Consider the following 18,314-nt stretch of genomic DNA (forward strand, 5'->3'; position numbering starts at 1 on the left):
TGCTGTTCAACACGGATGAGTCTATCCGTGCACGCCGGCCGCGCCGTGCGGCAGGTCAGAGACGCACGTGCTTGGCCGACTCATAGATGCAGATGCTCGCCGCGGTGGCGAGATTGAGGCTCTCCGCCCGGCCGTAGAGGGGGACGGCCACCGCGGAGTCGCACTGCGCACGGTCCGCCTCCGGCAGCCCCCAGGCCTCGTTGCCGAACACCCAGGCGGTGGGCCGGGTGAGGTCCAGGCCGGTGTCCCAGGGGACGTGGAGGTCGTGCGCCGGCGGATGCGCGTCCGCGGCCAGCACCTGGAGGCCGCGCGCGCGGGCGAGCTCTGCGACCTCCGGCAGGCCCACGTTCGTCACCACGGGCACATGGAACAGGGAGCCGGCGGTGGAGCGCACGGTCTTGGGGTTGTAGACGTCGACGCTCGAGGAGGTGACCACCACGGCGTCCGCGCCCGCCGCGTCCGCCACGCGCAGCACGGTGCCGGCATTGCCGGGGTCACGCACCTGCGAGAGCACGACGACGAGCCTGGCCTGCCTGGTGAGGACGTCCGCGAGCTCCACGTCCAGCTGTTCGACGACGGCGAGGATGCCCTGGGAGGCGACGGTGTCGGTGAGGCCGGCCAGCGCCTCGGCCGTCGCCTGCCGCACGCGCAGCCCCGCTCCGCGGGCCGCCTCGACGACGTCCGGGTGCCGCTCGGCGGCCTCCGGAGTGGCCCACACGTCCAGGACCGCACCGGCGGGGCGCGGTTCGCGGCCCTCCTCGTGCTGCCCTGCGGTCGCGGCGACCGGCCGCAGCTCACCCTGGCGGCGCACGGCCTCGCGCACGGCCTGCGGACCCTCGACGAGGAAGCGGCGCTCCCGCTTCCGCCCGGTGCGCCGGAGCAGCTTGCCCGCCTCCTTGAGCTTGGAGGACAGGGGGTTGCGGACCTCCGGCCCGGTGAGAAGGGGGTGGACAGGGGCCGATTCAGGGGTAGCGCTCATGGGCCAGAGCCTAGCGGGCCGCGCGTGCTCAGCCGAACATGCGGCCGGCCTCATAGACCTCGAAGCCGCCGTCCGCCTGCCCGCGCATGAGCAGGTAGAGGTGGTACTCGTCCGCAGGGCCGTCCGGCATCGACACACCGCACACCACATCCCCGGCACGCACCTCCTCCTCCCAGGCGGTGGGCTGGCCGCTGAGCGTCTCGCCGCTGTGGAAGCGGTACTCGTCGAGGGAGAAGGCACTCTCGCCCATACCGGCGGGAGTGGCGTTCGACGACACCGGCTCGCAGGCGCCCACCGTGTTCCCCTCGAAGTGCACGCTGCGCACCGTGGGCGGGTCCGCGGCGGTCCCGTCGCCCAGCACCTCCTCGAGTGAGTCCATCACCCTCTGCGTCGCATGGGCGGAGGCCGCCTCGTCGTCCCCGGCTCCCACCGCATCCACGAAGGCCTGCACGCTCTCCTGCGACGGCATGCGCACATCGCCCGAGGGCGTGTGGAAGACCGTGTCCGCGTGGACCATCCGCTCCCCGTCCCACCGGTAGGCGAGATCCGCGGAGCCGGACTTGCCACAGGCGTGGCAGGAGTCGTCGCCGTAGAGGTCGAGGCCCCGCAGGTTGAAGGTGAGCACCGGACCCATCGCGCCCAGGTCCGCCATCGCGGGCTCCATCGCCGAGGCCTGCAGGTCCTGCCTCTGCCCCTCGGCGGGATCGCCCCACACCTCGACGGAGTCGAGCAGGGTGAGCCCCGCGTCGTAGATGCCCACGGAGGGATAGGCGTACGCTCCGCCGCCGAAGCAGGAGAAGCTCACCGCGGTCGCGGGCGACTCGCCCAGCCGTGTGGGCCTGACCTCGTCGATCACGACGCTGCCGTAGGAGTCCGCGCCGCTGCCCTGGGCGGTGCCGTCCCGGAACTCGCCCTGGCCTGTGAATGTCCCGTCGTCCTCCTCCCCCAGGTACTCCGTGGAGTAGTGGAGGCCGAAGGCCGCGCAGGTGGGCGGCAGCTCGAACGTCGCATTCTCGAAGGCCTCCCGGCCGGGGCCGAGGACGGCACCGCCGCCCTCCTGTCCGGGCTCGGGCGGCTGCGCCCGGGCCTGCTCCTCCCCCGTGGAGGCGTCGAAGCCGAAGACCGTGAACACGCCGTCCGCCACGGTGCGGAGCTGTCCGCCGCTCACGGTGAAGCTGGTGAGCCCCGGGACCTCCAGGGTCCAGAGCACCTCGCCCGTGGCCGCGTCGAGACCGCGGACCGCGTCAGCAGCACCCAGCACCAGCACGTCGTCCTCGAGCGCCCAGCCGGGCTGCGCCGTGAGCGAGCCCAGCCCGGTGACCGCTGCCGAGGCCGCATCGAGACCCCGCTGCCACAGGACCTCCTCCGGGCTCACCACTGCGAGCACCGTTCCGTCCGAGACGGCCCACGGGCCGGTTCCGGTCCGCCCCGCATCCTCGGATTCCTGCACGTCCTCCACCGGACCGACCATCCGCACCGGTCCCTCCTGATCGAGGGACACACCCGGATACGGTTGGCCCGCGGGACCGAGCAGGGTGCCGTCCTCCTCGAGCTCGAGCGGCACCGCGGCCGTGGCAGGATCGGCGGCCTCTTCGTCGGGGCGGCTCCCGTCCGTGCCGGCACCCTCCGCACCGGTCTCGTCCGCATCGCCCTCACCGGGAGTGATCTCCCCGGTCTCCCGGTCGATGCGCACGTCGCCGCACACCAGCGCCGCGCCGTCGGCAGCGCAGCTCACGGGGGTGCCGTGCAGCTCCGGCAGACCCTGTTCGGGGGCGTCCTCGTCCGGGAAGAGCGCTGTCGGCTCCGCGGGGGCGTCTGCGTGCGGCACAGGAGCGGCCCAGCGGGGTGCGCCCCTCTCGTCGAGTGCGTAGATGACCGAGCGGGACGGGGTGAGGAACCGCGCGAAGGCCGTGCTCGCCTCACCCAGCGTGCCGAGCGGCGCGATCCGCGCACCGTCCCCGAGGCCGGAGACGTCCGAGGCGGTGAGCTGGCCCGGTGCCGCGCCGTAGTCCGGCCCGCCGAACAGCTTCCCGAACGCGAAGATGCCCCCGACCGCCACGAGCACCGCGGCGAGACCCGCACCGATGCCCATGAGCAGCGGGCGCAGCGGACCGGAGCGCGGAGGTGTCTCATTCATGCCACTCATCTAAGCAGAGACTCTGCGACATTCCATCGACCCTCGCAGCCGGGACCCTCACGGACTCCGGACAGCACGAAGGGCCGGGGAGTGACCCCGGCCCTTCGTGCTGCGATGCGGCGCTCACCCTCGCGGAGGGGGCATGCTCACATCATGTCCTGTGCGGATCAGGCTGCGCTCTTGGCGGCGTTGACGTCTGCCGGCAGCGCGTCCTTGGCGACCTTGACCAGAGCGGCGAAGGTCGGCGCGTCGTTGACCGCGAGCTCGGCGAGCATACGGCGGTCCACCTCGACACCCGCGGCCTTGAGGCCCTGGATGAAGCGGTTGTAGGTCATGCCGTTGGCGCGGGCACCGGCGTTGATGCGCTGGATCCAGAGGCGGCGGAAGTCGCCCTTCCGCGCCCGGCGGTCGCGGTAGCTGTAGACCAGCGAGTGGATGACCTGTTCCTTGGCCTTGCGGTACAGGCGCGAACGCTGTCCGCGGTAGCCGCTCGCCCGGTCGAGGATGACCCGGCGCTTCTTCTTGGCGTTGACCGCCCTCTTCACACGTGCCACGTGTACTCCTTAGAAAACCAGATTCGTCGGTGGATGAGACTCAGCGCTTGCCGAGAAGCTTGAGGCCCTTGGCCCTGTCGCCTCCGACGAGCTCCTGATCCATCGAGATCCGGCGCTTACGGCGCGAGGACTTGTGCTCAGCGAGGTGGCGGTTGTTCACGCCCTCACGCATGACCTTTCCGGAACCGGTCAGACGCAGGCGCTTCTTGGCGCCGCTGTGGGTCTTCTGCTTCGGCATGGTGCCGTCTCCTTTTCACATCTTGTTGGTGGGCGCAGGTGCTCAGCCGAGCTGTTCGGAGGCTTCCTCCGAGCTGCGGCCGGACTTCGCCTGGGCCTCGCGGTCGCGGCGGGACTTGACCTCTGCGCGGGAACCCCGCGACTCGGCAGTCGCCCTGCGCGACTCCGCCTTCGCATCGGCCTTGGACTTCGCAGGTGCGATGACCATGACCATGTTCCGTCCGTCGACGCGGGGAGCGGACTCCACGCTGCCGAGTTCGGACACGTCCTCAGCCAGCCGATTGAGGAGCCTGACCCCCATCTCAGGACGCGACTGCTCACGACCGCGGAACATGATCATCACCTTGACCTTGTCCCCACCGGAGAGGAACCGCGTGACGTGGCCCTTCTTGGTCTCGTAGTCGTGCTCGTCGATCTTGAGGCGGAAGCGGATCTCCTTGAGAGCCGTGTTGGCCTGGTTCTTGCGGGCCTCGCGAGCCTTCTGCGCGGACTCGTACTTGAACTTGCCGTAGTCCATGAGCTTGACGACAGGGGGCTTGGCCTGAGGTGCGACCTCGACCAGGTCCAGCTCCGCCTCGCGGGCAAGGTCGAGCGCCTTGCGGATCGCGACGATTCCCACCTGTTCACCGTTGGGGCCTACCAGGCGGACTTCCGGGACTCGGATCCTATCGTTGATACGCGGCTCGCTGATGTGCTGCTCCTTCTTCGACTGATGACGACAACGCATACGCCGGAGGAAGCGGAAAAGGCCCCTTCCGACGATGCAGAGGGGCCCTGGTTCGCAGACGAGCGCACGGACGGGCGCACCTCTGTGAGGCGCGCCGTTCCTGCACTGGCAGGGGTACCCGATCGCGCTTGCGATCCAGGTGGGAGCCGAAGCCCCTCTTCACACTCGAACCATGTTACAGCACCTGCGGCACGAGTGCACATCCGACTGTGGAAGACTGGACCGCATGACCCAGTCCTTCAGCTTCGACGACCGGTCCGCGTCCGCCGCGGACGCAGCCGCCCCCTCCGCAGACCCGCAGCCCGCCGCCGCAGAATCCGGAGCGGTCCGTGACATCGCGGAGGTGCCCGCGGTGGAGGTCATCTCCACGGCCACCGTCCATCTCATGAGCGCCGCCGCCGTGAAGCTCGGGCTCACCGAGGACTCGGAGACGGAGAGCGCCGCCGATCTCGTCGACCTGGACGAGGCGCGCAAGCTCATCACGGCCCTCGCCGGGCTCGTGACCGCGGGTGCCCCGGAGATCGGCGATCAGCATGCGCGCCCCATCCGCGACGGACTGCGGGCCCTCCAGCTGGCCTTCCGCGAGGCGTCGACGATTCCGGACGCGCCGGGCAAGGGCCCCGGGGAGAAGTGGACCGGACCGGTGGCCTGAGGTCCACCGCGGCGTGAGGCCGCGGCTCCGCTGTCTGCTGCCTCACAGCTGACCGCTCTGCGAACGGCCGCGATCCCCGTCATCACGGGGAGGCGGCCGTTCGCGCTTAGGTGCTCCATCCTTGAGGGAGGAGCCCGTGCTGGCTAGCATGCGGGGCGTCAGCCCCTGAACGGCTGCGATTCCCTGGAGGTAGAGTGACCGCGCGCTTCACGACCAACGACTTCGGCATCCCGGTGGGTTCCGACCAGCACTCCCTCACCCTGGGGCCCAACGGCCCCATCCTCCTCCAGGACCACTACCTCATCGAGAAGCTCGCGCACTTCGACCGGGAGCGCGTCCCGGAGCGCGTGGTCCACGCGAAGGGCGGAGGCGCCTTCGGCACCTTCACCGCGACCGAGGACGTGTCCGCGTACACCCGTGCCGCGCTGTTCCAGCCCGGCGCGCAGTCCGAGGTGCTCCTCCGGTTCTCCACCGTCGCCGGCGAGCAGGGCTCGCCCGACACCTGGCGCGACCCCCGCGGGTTCGCGGTGAAGTTCTACACGACGGAGGGCAACCTCGACATCGTCGGCAACAACACCCCGGTCTTCTTCATCCGCGATGCGATGCAGTTCCCGGACTTCATCCACTCGCAGAAGCGCCGCAGCCGCACCGGACTGCGCGACAACACCATGCAGTGGGACTTCTGGACCCAGGTGCCCGCATCCGCCCATCAGGTCACCTACCTCATGGGCGATCGGGGGATCCCGCGCTCCTGGCGGGAGCAGAACGGCTACGGCTCCCACACCTTCCAGTGGATCAACGCCTCCGGGGAGCGCTTCTGGGTGAAGTACCACTTCCTCTCGAACCAGAAGGACGACTTCATCGCCCGCCACGGCCACGAGGGCTTCTCGCAGGCGGAGGGCGACCAGATGGCCGCCGTGGACGCAGACTTCCACCGCCGCGACCTCTTCGAGGCGATCGAGGGTGCGGACTTCCCCAGCTGGGACCTCAAGGTGCAGATCATGCCCTACGAGGAGGCCGCGCACTACCGGATCAATCCGTTCGACGTGACGAAGGTCTGGCCGCACGGGGACTTCCCCCTCGTCCCGGTGGGCCGGCTCGAGCTTAACCGGAATCCCGCGGACTTCTTCGCGGAGATCGAACAGGCCGCCTTCTCCCCGGCGAACCTCGTCCCCGGCACCGGCCTCTCCCCGGACAGGATGCTCATGGGACGCATCTTCTCCTACCCCGACACCCACCGGCACCGGATCGGCCCCAACTACGCGCAGCTGCCGGTGAACCGCCCCAAGGCGGCGCTGAAGCGCAGCTACTCCCGCGACGGGGCCATGTCCTTCGAGAACTATCCGGCCGAGCAGCCGGAGTACGCGCCCAACGGCTTCGGCGGACCGCACGCCGACCCCCGGCTCACGACGGAGGAGAACCTCTCCGGCGTCAGCGGGGACGTCCTCCGCTCCGTCGAGACCCCGCGGCCGGACGACGGCGACTTCAACCAGGCCGGCGACCTCGTGCGCACGGTCCTCGACGATGCCGCACGCGACCGCCTGGTCGGCAACATCGCCGGCCATGTCATGCAGGTGACGGACGACTCGGTCCGCTCCCGGGCGTTCGGCTACTGGAAGAGCGTCGACGCGGAGCTGGGCGCGCGCGTGGAGAACGTCGTCACGACAGCGTTGGCCGGTCGCGGCTGAGGCGACCGGCACCCGGCCGGTCATGTCCCCGCCCGCGGCCGCAGGAGCACAGGCGCTCGCAGTCGCGCACGCGGACCCCGGTCGTCAGGCGCGCACGAGGCCGAGCGAGAGGGAGTCCACACGGTCCGCGAGGAGAGCATGCGCTGCCAGCGCAGCCTGCAGCTCCTCCAGCTCCTGCTTCTCCGGCCGGACGCTCACGCGGATCTCGATCCGGACCTCGGGACCCTGGACGTGGACGGTCTGCGAGCCCGGCCCCATGCCGATGCCGGCGATCCAGTCCCGGCCCGCCGCGACGGCTCTGAGCGCTCCGGCCACCTCTGCATCCGCCCACGCCGGCTGCCACGGCTCCTGCTTGAGGAAGGACCACAGCGCGGGGCGGCGCAGGAGGAAGCTGTGCGGGCGGCCCGGGTCGAGCACCACCAGCTGCGCACCCTCCTCCACCGCGGCGGCGCCCAGGCGCTCGGCCTCGATGGGCACGGGGCGCGCCCGGGGATGCCATGCCGTGAGCGCGGGGATGTCCGTGAATGCCGGAGTCGCCTCCCGCCCGTCCGCGGACTGCAGCCTCACCATCGCCATGTCCGAGGCGTTGTCGTGCATGAGACCGCGCTCGTCGACGGAGCTCTCCGTGACGATGGGGAGCACGGGGGCGTAGAGTCGCACGCCCGCCAGCCCCCGCACCACACCGGCGTGGAGCTGCGGCTGAAGCGGGGAGGCCGCTGCGGCGGCGAGGGCGGTCAGCAGACCCTCGTCCGCCTCTCCCGTGTCTCCCGCGAACGGGTTGGAGTGGAGCTCGCGGCCTCCCCACGGCACCCCGGCCGAATCCGCAGGGCCGCCGAGCGCACCGCGGAGGTGGGCGGGGATCTCCGGCACCGGTCCGGACGGGTCTGACCCGGACGGCCCTGACGCGCTCATCAGCGGCCGGCCACGTCGAGGGCCTCCGCGAGGGTGAACTTGCCGGCGTAGAGCGCCTTGCCCACGATCGCGGAGTCCACGCCCTGCGGCACGAGCTCGCGCAGCGCGGCGATGTCGTCGAGGCTCGAGATGCCGCCGGAGGCGACGAGGGGACGTTCGGTCCGCGCCGCGAGGTCCGCGAGGAGTTCCGTGTTGGGTCCGGCGAGTGTGCCGTCCTTCGTCACGTCCGTGACGACGTAGCGGGTGCAGCCGGCCTCCTCGAGCTGGTCGAAGACCTCGTAGAGGTCGCCGCCCTCACGGGTCCAGCCGCGGGCGGCCAGCGTACGGCCGCGGACGTCGAGCCCGATCGCGATCTTGTCGCCGTAGTGCGCGATGACCTCGGCCGTCCACTCCGGGTTCTCCAGGGCGGCGGTGCCGATGTTCACGCGCTCCGCGCCGGTGTCGAGCGCACGCTCCAGGCTCTCCGTGTCGCGGATGCCTCCGGACAGCTCCACCTTGATGGACAGGGACTTCGTGACCTTGTGGAGCAGATCGTAGTTGGACCCGCGGCCGAAGGCGGCGTCGAGGTCGACGAGGTGGATCCACTCCGCTCCGCCGGCTTCGAACTCACCGGCGGCCTCGAGCGGGGACCCGTAGCGGGTCTCGGTGCCGGCCTCGCCCTGGACCAGCCGGACCGCCTGGCCGTCGGCCACGTCCACTGCGGGCAGGAGCGTGAGTGCGGGGGTTTCGACGAGGGAGGTCATGCCGTGTCCTTCGATTCGGGGGCGGTGATGTTCGGGAGGGACGGGCCGGCGGGAGCCGCCGCCGGGCCCGTGGCGCGGGTGAGTTCCGCGATCCAGTTGCGCAGCAGGCGGGCGCCCGCCTCCGAGGACTTCTCGGGATGGAACTGGGCGGCCCAGGTGGTGCCGTCCTCCACGGCGGCGGCGAACCTGTCTCCGTGGACCGCCGTCGTCGTGAGCCCGGTGGGCGGCCCCTGGACCGCCGCATAGGAGTGTACGAAATAGAAGTGCGCGTCGGCTGTGCCCGCGAACATCCTGCTGCCGGCCGGCACCTGCACGCGGGACCACCCCATGTGGGGGACGACGGGCGCCCGGAGGGGTCCCACCTCACCGTCCCAGAGCCCGATGCCGGGGGTGCGCACGCCGTGCTCGGTCCCCGCGGAGAACAGCACCTGCATGCCCACACAGATGCCGAGCACCGGCCGGCCGGCCGCGTGGCGCTCACGGATGATCCGCGGCCCGTCGACGGCGGCGAGGCCCTCCATCACCGCGGCGAAGGCTCCCACGCCGGGGACCAGCAGACCGTCCGCTGCCTCGATGCGGGCGGGATCGGCCGTGAGCGCCGCCTCGGCCCCGGCGGCCTCCACGGCGCGCACGGCGGAGTGCACGTTGCCGGAGCCGTAGTCCAGCACCGCGACCCGTGGCCGGGCGGTCATCGTCTGCCTCCGCCGAGCAGCACCCTCATGCGCGTGAGCGAGATGAGCAGCACCACGACGCCGAGCACGGCCACGACCCAGCCGATGACGGAGCCGCCGAGCCCCTGGACGACGCCGAAGGCGAGCACGACGACGGCGAGCAGCGCGGCGACCAGCCACACGAGCGCCGTGCGCGCCAGCGCCGCGCGGGCGGGCGTCATGGTGGAGCGGGAGGCCTCGAGCTTGGACATCGTGGAGGTGTCGAAGCCGCCCTCCACGTCCGCGGGATCGCGCGTCTCCAGCAGGAGGCCCTCCAGGGAGTCCGGGAGGTTCGAGAGAGCCAGCCCCGCGGGGACGTCCGCCTCGCGTGCTCCCCCGCGATAGTGCGCGGCGTCGATCTGCTCCTCGCTGCGCACCATGAGGAGCACCTCGTGCCTGCCCGTGAGCTTCGAGAGCTTGGCGGCCGCCTCGTTGCCGCCTGCCACGTCCGTACCGTCCTGCACCACGGCCGAGAAGTCCCCCAGCGGGACCACCCAGCCCGGGATGTCGGAGAGCACGCAGGCGGCCGCGAGCTGATCGGCCCGGCCGAACGGGGTGACGATGACGGTGCGGCTCACAGTGCTCCCTTGGTCGACGGAACGGCGGTGGTGCGCGGATCGGATTCGACGGCGGTGCGCAGTGCGCACGCGAACGCCTTGAACTGCGCCTCGACGATGTGGTGCGGATCCCGCCCCGCGAGCAGCGTGAGGTGGACGGTGAGCCCGGCCTGGAACGCGAGCGATTCGAGCGCGTGAGCGGTCATCGAGCCGGTGAAGTGACCGCCGATGAGATGGTACTGCTGCCCCTCCGGCTCACCGGAGTGCACGAAGTAGGGCCGGCCGGAGACGTCGACGACCGCACGCGCGAGGGCTTCGTCGAGGGGAACGTGCGCGTCGCCGTAGCGGCGGATGCCGGCCTTGTCCCCCAGCGCGTCGCGGAGTGCCCAGCCCAGTGTGATGGCCGTGTCCTCGACGGTGTGGTGGACGTCGATGTGGACGTCGCCCGCGGCGCGGATCTCCATGTCGATGAGCGAGTGCTTCGACAGCGCCGTGAGCATGTGGTCGTAGAACGGCACGCCGGTCTCGATCGTGGAGGTGCCGGTGCCGTCGAGGTCGAGCGTCACCGCGACCTCCGACTCCCCCGTCACCCGGTGTGCGCTGGCCGTGCGGTGCGTCATCCCTGTTTCCCGTCTGTGAGGTGCGGTTCCTGCTCCACCGCGGCGCCCAGCGCCTCGAGGAACGCCGTGGTCTCCCGTTCGGTGCCCGCGTTCACGCGCAGGCAGCCGTCCAGTCCGATGTCCCGGATGAGCACGCCGGAGTCCACGAGGCGCTGCCAGAGCGCGTGCGGATCCGCCGCACCCCGGAACAGGACGAAGTTGGAGTCCGAGTCGAAGACCTCGAAGCCCAGGTCCCGCAGGCCCGCGGAGAGCCGTTCGCGCTGTGCCACCAGCGCACGGACCCCGGCCAGCAGCTCCTCCGTGTGCTCCAGTGCGGCACAGGCGGCGGCCTGTGTGAGAGAGGAGAGGTGATAGGGCATGCGGACGAGGCGCAGCGCGTCGACGAAGGCCGGATCCGCCGCTGCGTAGCCCACCCGGGCGCCCGCGAAGGCGAAGGCCTTGCTCATGGTCCGGGACACGACGAGACGCTCCCGTCCGGGCAGCAGGTGGAGGGCGCTCCGGAAATCACTGCCCGCGAACTCCGCATAGGCCTCGTCGACGATGACGATGCCGCGAGCGGCCTCGTAGATCCGCTCGATCACCTCGAGGGGAGTGCGCGTCCCCGTGGGATTGTTGGGGGTGCAGAGGAACACGACGTCCGGATCGTGCTCGCGGACCGCCGCCACCGCGGCTGCGGGATCGATCGTGAAGTCCGCGTTCCGGCCGACTCCCACGAAGCGCGCGCCGGAGGCCTGCGCGACGAGCGGATGCATCGAATAGCTGGGGACGAAGCCGAGTGCCGTCCGGCCCGGTCCGCCGAACGCCTGCAGGATGTGGAGGAGCACCTCGTTCGAACCGTTCGCGGCCCAGATCATCTCGGGACGGATCCGGGCACCTGCCAGCTCCGACGCCCCGGAGCCGCTCTCGCCGGCCTCCGCGGCGAGCACTCCCCCGAGATACCCGGCGAGCAGTGTGCGCAGCTCCGTGAACTCGCGATCCGGGTACCTGTTGAGCGAGGCGGCGACCTCCGCCACACGTGCGCCGATCGCCCGGACCACCGGCTCCGGCACGTCGAAGGCGTTCTCATTCACGTTGAGGCGGACGGGAACGTCGATCACGGGCGCGCCGTAAGGAGCGGCGCCCTGCAGATCCGCGCGCAGCGGAAGCGAGTCCAGTGAAGTCACACCGGGGAGTTTATCGCGCGGGGACGGTGAGCTCCTGACCGGGGTGCACGACGGACGTGGCGAGGCCATTCATGCTGCGGATCTCGCTGATGACGATCCGCGGGTCCCTGTCGTAGCCGCCCGTCTCCACGATGCTCCAGAGGTTCTCGTCCTCGCCCACGACCACGGAGGTCGTCGCCGTCGCCGGACGTTCGTCCCCGGCGGCGGCACTGGGCACGAGCACGGCGATGAGCAGGCCCGCCGCAGCAGCCAGCAGCACTGCGGCGAGCAGCGCGGTGCGCAGCAGCCGGACGCGGCGCGAGGGACGGCCGCGGTGCGGCAGCCGGAACGGGCGGCGGACGGCGTACGCGGGACCGCCGAATGCGAGTGCGCTCATGACAGGACCTCCGGTGACCATCGACCCGGGCGGGTCGAACATGTGTACTATTGAAACGCATATTAGAACGTATGTCCACTCCCCTTCGAACGCGTATGCGAGAATGGGAATCGAACGTCCGTGACTGCTTGCGTCGCAAGTCGATCACGAGGCACGGACACAACCGTGAGGGCCGGCATCAGCGCAGGTCACAGGTACCGAGGTCGATGGAGGGGACACACGATGAGCACCGAAGGCCCACGCCGGCGCGGACGCGGACGCCCGCGCAACAGCGGCATCGACGAGGAGGTCGAGAACGTCAGGCGGCTCCGGTTCGAGGGCGGCTCCGAACTGCCCGAGGGCTCCGCCGCGGACGGCGACGACCGCCTCACCCCGCGGCAGCGTCTGGTGCTCGAGACGATCGAGCGCGCCGTGCACGTCAACGGCTATCCGCCCAGCATGCGGGAGATCGGCAAGACGGTGGGACTGGCCTCGCTGTCCTCCGTGGCCCACCAGCTCTCCCAGCTGGAGCGGCTGGGCTACCTGCGCCGCGATCCCAAGCGCCCCCGCGCCATCGAGGTCGTCACTCCACCGGAGGAGGTCCGCAGGGGCATCGATCCCGCGCCCAACACCGCCATGGTGCCGGTCGTGGGGAGGATCGCCGCGGGCGGGCCCATCCTCGCGGAGCAGTCCGTCGACGAGATGTTCGCCCTGCCGCGGCAGATCGTGGGCTCCGGTGAGCTCTTCCTGCTCCACGTCGTGGGCGACTCCATGCAGGACGCGGCCATCTGCGACGGCGACTACGTCGTCGTCCGCTCGCAGCCGGATGCGGAGAACGGCCAGATCGTGGCCGCCCTGCTCGACGACGAGGCGACCGTGAAGACCCTCAAGCGGGAGAACGGCAAGCAGTGGCTGCTGCCGCAGAACCGGTTCTACGATCCCATCGACGGCGACTTCGCCACCATCATGGGCGTCGTCACCGCCGTCATCCGCCGGGTCGACTGACCCGCTCCGCGCGGCAGGCCCCTGGAACTCACGGTGAGCTCCAGGGGCCTGCTGCATGCACAGGCGCGGCTCAGCCGCCGCGCAGACGCCGCAGTGCCGCGCGCACGGCTGCCGGGTCGTCGGTCCGCCACATGGGAGGCAGGGAGCTGAGCAGGAACCCGGAGTAGCGGGCGTTGCGCAGCCGTTCGTCCAGCACGGCGACCACTCCTCTGTCCCCCGTCGCGCGGACGAGACGGCCCGCGCCCTGCGCCATGAGGAGAGCGGCGTGCGCCGCGCTCACGGACATGAAGCCGTTGGCACCGGCCCGGTGGGCGCTCTCCGTCCGCGCGCGCACCAGCGGGTCGTCCGGCCGCGGGAACGGGATCCGGTCGATGACCACGAGGCGGTTGGTCGTTCCGGGGACGTCCACGCCCTGCCACAGCGAGAGCGTGCCGAACAGGCAGGCGCGCTCGTCCGCGGCGAAGCGCGCCACGAGGGAGCTGAGGCCGTCCTCGCCCTGCAGCAGGATGGGTAGATCCGTCCGCGCGCGCATCTCCTCGGCCGCCGCCTGCGCGGCCGCCTTCGAGGAGAACAGGCCGAGTGCCCCGCCGTCGGAGGCGCTGAGCAGGCCTTCGAGCTCCTCGACGGCCTCGGAGCTCATCCCGGACCTGCCGGGCCGGGGAAGGTGCGCCGCCACGTAGAGGATCCCCTGCCGCGAGTAGTCGAACGGGGAGCCGACGTCCACGGCGTCGTAGCGCGGCGCCTCCGGTCCGGCGAGGCCCAGCGATCCCGCCACCGCGTCAAAGCGCCCGCCCAGCGCCAGCGTCGCCGAGGTGGCCACCACGGTGGCCTTCTCGAAGATCCCGGAGCGCATGGTGCCGGCCACGGACAGCGGGGCGACCACGAGCGAGACTGTGGTGCGCTCGCGGAACGTGGAGCGCGTCACCCAGGCCACGTCGTTGTCCGAGCCCTCGGCCATGCGCTCGGCCACCTCGTGGACCTCGAGGATCCGGGCGCGGGCCAGCTGACGTCCGGTGTCCGCGTCCGTCTCGCCGGTCTTCGCCCCGGAGCTCAGGTCCGCCGAGACCTGGCGTGCGGCATCGCGGACCTGCCCCACGGCGGCCGCGAGCCCCTCCGGCCAGCGCTGGAGGAGGCCGTCGTCGGCCTTCTCCAGCTCCCGGCCGAAGGCCGCCCCCGCCGTCTCGAGCAGGTGCGTCACACCCTCCTGCACCAGTCCGGTGCGGCGGACGGAGGACGCCGCGTGCTCGATCATGGACACCGTGAGGGATGCGGAGAGGGCGTTCGTCACCCGGTCCCGCAGCTCGTGCGCCTCGTCCACGATCACCGCGTCGTGCTCCGGCAGCACGGCGTGGTCGCCGAAGGCGTCGATGGCCAGCAGCGCGTGGTTGGTCACCACGACGTCCGCCGCGTGCGCCTTGAGCTTGGCGATCTCCGCGAAGCACTCCTCGAAGACGGGGCACTTCGACCCCAGGCAGTCGAAGGAGTTGACCGAGACCTGCGCCCAGGTGCGGTCCGAGACGCCCGGGACCAGGTCGTCCCTGTCACCGGTCTGGGTCGTCCGCACCCAGCTGCGGATCCGCTGGATCTCGTCCTCCATCCGCGAGCCCGCCGCGGCCCCGGAACGGGCCGAGGCCTGATCGGCCCCGAAGTCGAAGAGCATCCCGGCGGCGTCGTCCGGATAGCCTCCGTCCAGCTTGTGCCGGCACACGTAGTTGCGCCGCCCCTTCAGCACCGCATAGGCCGGCTTGCGGCCCAGCTCGCTCCCCGTGGCGCGGACCAGCCGCGGCAGATCGCGGTCGACGATCTGGGCCTGCAGCGCCAGGGTGGCTGTCGAGACCACGACCCTGTTCCCCGTGCGCACGGCATGGTCCACGGCGGGCACGAGGTACGCCAGCGACTTGCCGGTGCCGGTGCCGGCCTGGACGAGCAGGTGCGTGCCGCCGGCGAGCGCGCTGGAGACGGCCTCGGCCATCTCGGACTGTCCCTGACGTTCGGTTCCTCCCACCGCGGCGACGGCCGCGGCCAGCAGCTCAGGCGTCTGCGTCATCGTCAGCGGAGGCGACGTCCCCGGCGAACATGTCCGGGCGCACGAAGGGTGCGAGCTCGGCGGCGAGCGCATCGTCCACACGGGCCTGGAGCACGGTCCCCTCGGCCAGGAACCGCTCGTCGAGGACGGTGCCGTGCTCATGCACCCGGCTCACGAGCTCCCCGCGGTCGTAGGGCAGCACGACGGTGAGCTCACGGGCGAGCACCGGCAGCAGCTCGCCGATCCGCGCTCGCAGCGCCCCGACGCCCTCGCCCGTGCGCGCGGACACCGCCAGCGAGCCGGGGACCTCAAGCAGGAGGCCGGCGAGCACATCCGGCTCCACGGCATCCGCCTTGTTGAACACCACGAGTTCCGGCAGCTCGCTCGCGCTCCCCTCGGCCAGCACCTCGCGGACGGCGGAGATCTGCCCGGTGGGATCGGGATGGGAGGCGTCGACGACGTGGACGAGCAGATCCGCGTCCGCGGCCTCCTCGAGCGTGGACCGGAAGGCCTCGACGAGCTGGTGCGGCAAGTTGCGCACGAAGCCCACGGTGTCCGTGAGGGTGTAGTCGCGGCCGTCCGGGGCCTGCGCCCGCCGGACCGTGGGGTCGAGCGTGGCGAACAGCGCGTTCTGCACCATGACGCCGGCGTCCGTCAGGCAGTTGAGGAGGGAGGACTTCCCGGCATTCGTGTACCCGACGATCGCCGCCGACGGCACCGCATTGCGGCGGCGGTCCGCCCGCATCGTCTCCCGTGCCGGCGCCATCGCCCGGATCTGCCGCCGCAGCTTCGCCATCCGGGTGCGGATCCGGCGGCGGTCCAGCTCGATCTTCGTCTCACCCGGGCCGCGCGAGCCGATGCCCTCGCCGCCGGCCACACGGCCGCCGGCCTGCCGGGACATGGACTCGCCCCAGCCGCGCAGGCGCGGGAGCAGGTACTCGAGCTGTGCGAGCTCCACCTGGGCCTTGCCCTCACGGGACTTCGCGTGCTGGGCGAAGATGTCGAGGATGAGGGCCACCCGGTCGATGACCTTCACCTTGATGACGTCCTCGAGCGCACGCCGCTGGCTGGGCGGGAGTTCGGCGTCGACGACGACGGTGTCCGCGCCCACCGCCTCCACAATCTCCCTGAGCTCGACGGCCTTCCCGCTGCCGAGGTACGTGCTGGGATCGGGGTGGACGCGCTTCTGGAGAAGCCCGTCGAGCACCTGCGAGCCCGCGGTCTCCGCGAGCGCCGCGAGCTCCCGGAGGCTGTTCTCGCCGTCGGCGGCACGCCCGGGGGCGTGGATGCCGGCCAGCACCACGCGTTCGAGCCGCACCCGGCGGTACTCGACCTCCGTGATGTCCTCGAGTTCGGTGGACAACCCGCCCACACGGCGCAGCGCCGACCTCTCGAGCAGATCCAGCTGATCCGCCTCGTCCGCGGCGGTGTGCGCGGAGTCCAGGGCGGCTGCACGCCCGAGGATGCGGTCTATCGCCGACTCCTGCCCGCCGTCTTCTCCGGCCGGGGACGTGTGCCTGCCGTGGGTCTGGGTCATGTACTCCCTCTCCTGAGTGCTGAGGATCCATTCTCCCACAGGGCCGAGCGGCTGGGGAGGGCGCGCCCGGCCTAGAATCACAGCATGTCCGAGCACTACTTCACGCAGGATCCCGCCAGCAGCGCCGAGAAGCGGACGCGGACGGTGACACTGGGCGGCCGGGAGGTGCGCGTCGAGACCGCCGGCGGCGTCTTCTCCCCCGACCACGTGGACACCGGCACGAAGGTCCTGCTGGGCACGGTGCCGGAGCCTGCGCCGGGCGACCTCCTCGACCTGGGCTGCGGTTGGGGGCCCATCGCCCTCGACGCGGCCCTGCGCGCCGCGGACTCGGAGATCCCCGTCACGGTCTGGGCCCTCGACGTGAATGCCCGGGCCCTCGACCTCACCGTCTCCAATGCGAAGGCTCTGGGCCTGGAGGGCCTCCGGGCCGTGACGGCGGAGCAGATCCCCGCGGAGGTGCGCTTCACCCAGATCTGGTCCAACCCGCCCATCCGTGTGGGCAAGGCGGTGCTCCACGAGATGCTGCGCACCTGGCTGCCGCGGCTGGCGCCCGGCGGCTCCGCCCACCTGGTGGTGGCAAAGAAGCTGGGGGCGGACTCCCTGCTCACCTGGCTCTCCGCCGAGGACGGCGCCGGGCTGGGACCGGACTTCTCCGCGGAGCGGATCGAGACGGCGAAGGGGTTCCGCGTGCTCCGGGTCGACCGCGCCGCCTGAGCCCGGCCGGGCCGCCGTCTCCCCCGCACGCGCACGCCTCAGCGGCCGGTGAGGACCACCTCGGCGACGAGGACGGCCGGTCCCGAGAGCGCGACCTGGGACCCGTCCACCTCGACGCGCACCGTGCCCCCCGGCTGCTCGACGAACCAGTCCACGGGACCGTGCGCCCCCGCCCAGAAGCGGGCGGCCAGTGCGGCCGCGCACGCGCCCGTGCCGCAGGCGAAGGTCTCACCGACCCCGCGTTCGTGGACGCGCATGCGGAGGCGTCCGGTCCGGGGGTCGTCGTCGCCGTCCGCCTCGACCACGATGTACTCGACGTTGGTGCCGTGCGGCGGAGCGGGGTCCACCGCCGGGGCGGTCCCCAGGTCCGCGGCGATGAGCTCGTCGAGCGACTGCAGCGCCACGACCGTGTGCGGATTGCCCATGTCGACGCTCACCGCGGGCCGTCCCACCTCGATGCCGCGGGTGCTCACGCGCGCGTCCGCGCCGCGCTCCTCCAGCTCCGCGCCCGCACCGGGCATGCGCCAGGTGCCCATGTCGACGCGGTACCAGGGCGCGCCCGCGGGAGCCGCTCCCGTGGCCCGCGCATCCGTGGGGTCGTCCACGACGGTGACGATCTTCACTCCCCCGCGCGTGCCCACGAGGAGGGGCGCGGCCGGGTCCGCCAGGCCCTTCTCCACGAGGTAGTGGGCGAAGACGCGGACGCCGTTGCCGCACATCTCCGCGATCGAGCCGTCCGCGTTGCGGTAGTCCATGAACCACTCCGCCCCTGCCGAGGCGGCGGCCTGCGCCTCCGGCTCCGGGTTCTGTCCGGCGGCCAGCGCGGCCGAGCGGACGACGCGGATGAGGCCGTCACCGCCCACGCCCCGCCGCCGGTCCGTGAGCGCGCGGACGGTCTCGGCGTCGAGGCTCTCCCGGCACTGGGGGTCGTGCACCAGCACGAAGTCGTTGGCGGTTCCGTGGCCCTTGGTCACCTGTGCGATCGTCACGCGCCCCAG

Annotated in this window: 19 protein-coding genes; 4 read left to right on the forward strand and 15 right to left on the reverse strand. The window is 71.7% G+C overall.

Going from position 1 to position 18,314, the window contains the following annotated elements; translation table 11 throughout:
• Positions 1-55 precede the first annotated feature (55 nt).
• The 5 genes from ABD240_RS13310 to infC all read right to left on the reverse strand — a co-directional run bounded on the left by ABD240_RS13310 (position 56) and on the right by infC (position 4,634).
• Entirely contained in the window at positions 56-979 is a 924-nt protein-coding gene (locus ABD240_RS13310) for a TrmH family RNA methyltransferase (protein ID WP_344337742.1), read from the reverse strand.
• A 28-nt stretch (positions 980-1,007) separates the two neighbouring features.
• Complete coding sequence (locus ABD240_RS13315; protein ID WP_344337743.1) at positions 1,008-3,116, reverse strand: outer membrane protein assembly factor BamB family protein; 2,109 nt, start codon at positions 3,114-3,116, stop codon at positions 1,008-1,010.
• Positions 3,117-3,283: 167 nt separating this feature from the next.
• Positions 3,284-3,670: a 50S ribosomal protein L20 gene (gene rplT, locus ABD240_RS13320; RefSeq protein ID WP_291793109.1), complete on the reverse strand. Its 387-nt coding sequence runs from the start codon at positions 3,668-3,670 to the stop codon at positions 3,284-3,286.
• Between the two features lie 40 nt (positions 3,671-3,710).
• Positions 3,711-3,908, reverse strand: coding sequence for a 50S ribosomal protein L35 (gene rpmI, locus ABD240_RS13325; RefSeq protein ID WP_291793106.1), 198 nt, complete (start codon positions 3,906-3,908; stop codon positions 3,711-3,713).
• A 42-nt stretch (positions 3,909-3,950) separates the two neighbouring features.
• Positions 3,951-4,634 (reverse strand): translation initiation factor IF-3, encoded by a 684-nt coding sequence (infC, locus tag ABD240_RS13330; RefSeq protein ID WP_291793103.1) that lies wholly within the window; start codon positions 4,632-4,634, stop codon positions 3,951-3,953.
• Between the two features lie 226 nt (positions 4,635-4,860).
• On the opposite strand from infC, the gene ABD240_RS13335 reads away from it, so the two are divergent.
• Together ABD240_RS13335 and ABD240_RS13340 are read left to right on the forward strand one after the other, a co-directional pair.
• Positions 4,861-5,286 carry a DUF1844 domain-containing protein gene (locus ABD240_RS13335; RefSeq protein ID WP_291793100.1) on the forward strand — a complete coding sequence of 142 codons (426 nt, stop codon included), beginning with the start codon at positions 4,861-4,863 and terminating at the stop codon, positions 5,284-5,286.
• A 194-nt stretch (positions 5,287-5,480) separates the two neighbouring features.
• Positions 5,481-6,974, forward strand: a complete 1,494-nt coding sequence (locus ABD240_RS13340; RefSeq protein ID WP_344337746.1) for a catalase — start codon at positions 5,481-5,483, stop codon at positions 6,972-6,974.
• A gap of 84 nt (positions 6,975-7,058) precedes the next feature.
• Here ABD240_RS13340 and ABD240_RS13345 read toward each other — a convergent pair whose 3' ends face one another.
• Genes ABD240_RS13345 through ABD240_RS13375 form a run of 7 tightly spaced genes read right to left on the reverse strand, consistent with a single transcriptional unit; the run spans position 7,059 to position 12,055 of the window.
• Complete coding sequence (locus ABD240_RS13345) at positions 7,059-7,886, reverse strand: SseB family protein (protein ID WP_291793094.1); 828 nt, start codon at positions 7,884-7,886, stop codon at positions 7,059-7,061.
• Positions 7,886-8,629, reverse strand: a complete 744-nt coding sequence (gene priA, locus ABD240_RS13350) for a bifunctional 1-(5-phosphoribosyl)-5-((5-phosphoribosylamino)methylideneamino)imidazole-4-carboxamide isomerase/phosphoribosylanthranilate isomerase PriA (RefSeq protein WP_291793093.1) — start codon at positions 8,627-8,629, stop codon at positions 7,886-7,888. Before priA ends, ABD240_RS13345 begins: the two co-directional genes overlap by 1 nt.
• On the reverse strand, positions 8,626-9,321 hold the full coding sequence (gene hisH, locus ABD240_RS13355; protein ID WP_344337749.1) for an imidazole glycerol phosphate synthase subunit HisH: 696 nt from the start codon (positions 9,319-9,321) through the stop codon (positions 8,626-8,628). Before hisH ends, priA begins: the two co-directional genes overlap by 4 nt.
• Positions 9,318-9,917 carry a hypothetical protein gene (locus ABD240_RS13360; RefSeq protein WP_291793087.1) on the reverse strand — a complete coding sequence of 200 codons (600 nt, stop codon included), beginning with the start codon at positions 9,915-9,917 and terminating at the stop codon, positions 9,318-9,320. The genes hisH and ABD240_RS13360 overlap by 4 nt, the downstream gene beginning before the upstream one ends.
• Positions 9,914-10,516: an imidazoleglycerol-phosphate dehydratase HisB gene (gene hisB, locus ABD240_RS13365; RefSeq protein ID WP_344337751.1), complete on the reverse strand. Its 603-nt coding sequence runs from the start codon at positions 10,514-10,516 to the stop codon at positions 9,914-9,916. The genes ABD240_RS13360 and hisB overlap by 4 nt, the downstream gene beginning before the upstream one ends.
• On the reverse strand, positions 10,513-11,679 hold the full coding sequence (locus ABD240_RS13370) for a histidinol-phosphate transaminase (RefSeq protein WP_344337753.1): 1,167 nt from the start codon (positions 11,677-11,679) through the stop codon (positions 10,513-10,515). The genes hisB and ABD240_RS13370 overlap by 4 nt, the downstream gene beginning before the upstream one ends.
• Positions 11,680-11,689: 10 nt before the next feature.
• Positions 11,690-12,055, reverse strand: coding sequence for a LysM peptidoglycan-binding domain-containing protein (locus ABD240_RS13375; protein WP_291793077.1), 366 nt, complete (start codon positions 12,053-12,055; stop codon positions 11,690-11,692).
• Between the two features lie 222 nt (positions 12,056-12,277).
• Here ABD240_RS13375 and lexA point away from each other — a divergent pair, with 222 nt between their 5' ends.
• The gene (lexA, locus tag ABD240_RS13380) at positions 12,278-13,039 is read left to right on the forward strand and encodes a transcriptional repressor LexA (RefSeq protein WP_291793074.1); all 762 of its coding nucleotides are present in this window, start codon (positions 12,278-12,280) and stop codon (positions 13,037-13,039) included.
• Positions 13,040-13,109: 70 nt separating this feature from the next.
• Here the strand turns inward: lexA and ABD240_RS13385 are convergent, their stop codons facing one another.
• Together ABD240_RS13385 and hflX are read right to left on the reverse strand one after the other, a co-directional pair.
• Entirely contained in the window at positions 13,110-15,086 is a 1,977-nt protein-coding gene (locus tag ABD240_RS13385) for an ATP-dependent DNA helicase (RefSeq protein WP_291793072.1), read from the reverse strand.
• Positions 15,070-16,602: a GTPase HflX gene (gene hflX, locus ABD240_RS13390; protein ID WP_291793070.1), complete on the reverse strand. Its 1,533-nt coding sequence runs from the start codon at positions 16,600-16,602 to the stop codon at positions 15,070-15,072. The genes ABD240_RS13385 and hflX overlap by 17 nt, the downstream gene beginning before the upstream one ends.
• An 84-nt stretch (positions 16,603-16,686) precedes the next feature.
• Here hflX and ABD240_RS13395 point away from each other — a divergent pair, with 84 nt between their 5' ends.
• The gene (locus ABD240_RS13395) at positions 16,687-17,316 is read left to right on the forward strand and encodes a class I SAM-dependent methyltransferase (protein WP_291793068.1); all 630 of its coding nucleotides are present in this window, start codon (positions 16,687-16,689) and stop codon (positions 17,314-17,316) included.
• 38 nt (positions 17,317-17,354) lie between these two features.
• On the opposite strand, the gene dapF is transcribed toward ABD240_RS13395, so the two are convergent.
• The gene (dapF, locus tag ABD240_RS13400) at positions 17,355-18,305 is read right to left on the reverse strand and encodes a diaminopimelate epimerase (protein WP_291793066.1); all 951 of its coding nucleotides are present in this window, start codon (positions 18,303-18,305) and stop codon (positions 17,355-17,357) included.
• Between the last annotated feature and the right edge of the window lie 9 nt (positions 18,306-18,314).

Source organism: Brevibacterium salitolerans (assembly GCF_039531405.1).
Classification (GTDB): Bacteria; Actinomycetota; Actinomycetes; order Actinomycetales; family Brevibacteriaceae; genus Brevibacterium; species Brevibacterium salitolerans.

Bases quoted from the DNA above. Each gene is read 5' to 3' on its own strand.
- ABD240_RS13310 (WP_344337742.1), bottom strand. From the start codon at position 979: ATGAGCGCTACCCCTGAATCGGCCCCTGTCCACCCCCTTCTCACCGGG.
- ABD240_RS13315 (WP_344337743.1), bottom strand. From the start codon at position 3,116: ATGAATGAGACACCTCCGCGCTCCGGTCCGCTGCGCCCGCTGCTCATG.
- rpmI (WP_291793106.1), bottom strand. From the start codon at position 3,908: ATGCCGAAGCAGAAGACCCACAGCGGCGCCAAGAAGCGCCTGCGTCTG.
- infC (WP_291793103.1), bottom strand. From the start codon at position 4,634: ATGCGTTGTCGTCATCAGTCGAAGAAGGAGCAGCACATCAGCGAGCCG.
- ABD240_RS13335 (WP_291793100.1), top strand. From the start codon at position 4,861: ATGACCCAGTCCTTCAGCTTCGACGACCGGTCCGCGTCCGCCGCGGAC.
- ABD240_RS13345 (WP_291793094.1), bottom strand. From the start codon at position 7,886: ATGAGCGCGTCAGGGCCGTCCGGGTCAGACCCGTCCGGACCGGTGCCG.
- priA (WP_291793093.1), bottom strand. From the start codon at position 8,629: ATGACCTCCCTCGTCGAAACCCCCGCACTCACGCTCCTGCCCGCAGTG.
- hisH (WP_344337749.1), bottom strand. From the start codon at position 9,321: ATGACCGCCCGGCCACGGGTCGCGGTGCTGGACTACGGCTCCGGCAAC.
- hisB (WP_344337751.1), bottom strand. From the start codon at position 10,516: ATGACGCACCGCACGGCCAGCGCACACCGGGTGACGGGGGAGTCGGAG.
- ABD240_RS13375 (WP_291793077.1), bottom strand. From the start codon at position 12,055: ATGAGCGCACTCGCATTCGGCGGTCCCGCGTACGCCGTCCGCCGCCCG.
- lexA (WP_291793074.1), top strand. From the start codon at position 12,278: ATGAGCACCGAAGGCCCACGCCGGCGCGGACGCGGACGCCCGCGCAAC.
- ABD240_RS13385 (WP_291793072.1), bottom strand. From the start codon at position 15,086: ATGACGCAGACGCCTGAGCTGCTGGCCGCGGCCGTCGCCGCGGTGGGA.
- hflX (WP_291793070.1), bottom strand. From the start codon at position 16,602: ATGACCCAGACCCACGGCAGGCACACGTCCCCGGCCGGAGAAGACGGC.
- ABD240_RS13395 (WP_291793068.1), top strand. From the start codon at position 16,687: ATGTCCGAGCACTACTTCACGCAGGATCCCGCCAGCAGCGCCGAGAAG.